The organism is Mangrovimonas sp. TPBH4 (assembly GCF_001280505.1).
In the GTDB taxonomy this organism is placed as follows: Bacteria; Bacteroidota; Bacteroidia; order Flavobacteriales; family Flavobacteriaceae; genus Mangrovimonas_A.
In genome coordinates, this window is record NZ_LBIO01000006.1 from 1 (window position 1) to 321 (window position 321).

1 protein-coding gene is annotated in these 321 nt (G+C 57.6%); it reads right to left on the reverse strand.

Going from position 1 to position 321, the window contains the following annotated elements:
* A partial coding sequence (locus ZA05_RS18250) for a hypothetical protein (RefSeq protein WP_197276017.1) occupies positions 1 to 321 on the reverse strand: 321 nt, incomplete at both ends.

Here is a 321-nt window from a genome sequence, read left to right on the forward strand (position 1 = left end):
TCAGGTTACAGCCACCCGTGATGCTGCCCAGGGCAACCCACTCGGCAAACGCCTGGTCGATAGAAGCCTGGTCGGAACAGGCTGCCATTGTATAATCCTCTGGCGCGTTGAAGGAAACCTCTGGTGCAGGCTCTACCGTAAAGGTCGAACTCAACAATAACGGTGCCCCACAGTCGCTGGTAGCTGTCCAGATTACTTCGGTTGAACCACCACAGGCATCAGGTGCCCCCGGATTGGTCACTTCAACCATCAGGTTACAGCCACCGGTGATGCTGCCCAGGGCAACCCACTCGGCAAACGCCTGGTCTACGGAAGCCTGGT